The sequence below is a fragment of the Treponema sp. R6D11 genome (assembly GCF_054786075.1).
The window spans coordinates 1-462 of sequence record NZ_BDHD01000878.1 but is presented as its reverse complement, the minus strand read 5'-3'; the positions used below and the strand labels follow the sequence as shown (position 1 = coordinate 462).

1 protein-coding gene is annotated in these 462 nt (G+C 31.0%); it reads right to left on the bottom strand.

The genetic code is table 11. From position 1 onward, the window contains the following. A partial coding sequence (locus ACYVTD_RS16615) for a restriction endonuclease subunit S (RefSeq protein ID WP_461248764.1) occupies window positions 1–462 on the bottom strand: 462 nt, incomplete at both ends.

Here is a 462-nt window from a genome sequence, read left to right as displayed (position 1 = left end):
CCCTTGACCTACATTTCCCGTTTCATCTTTAAAAAAATCATCTTTAAATTTATTTGTCCATGAATAATACAAAAAAAACTTTGGTGAATAATCCTGATAAAAACGAATTGCTGCAACTCTTTGATTTAATACCAAGTTTTCTTTATCAATAACAGCAGTAAATCCATAATCACGTTTTTTTCTCGTTCCAGTAAGTGTTATGACAACATCATCTTTTTCAAGCAAATATTTGCTTTCATTTTTGTTTAATTTATTTAGATAAATTGGACGTTCACTATAGCGAATAATGCCTGGTCTGACATTTCCTATTCGTATAACTTGGTATTTTCCTGATAGAATAAAATCAGTGCTCTTAAATGCTCCACCTCCAAAAGCCTCTGATATTTGATTCATCTTAATTGATTTAAAATTTTTCCCATCAAATGCCCATTTTAATACAGCCTGTCTGTAGACTGCCAGTTG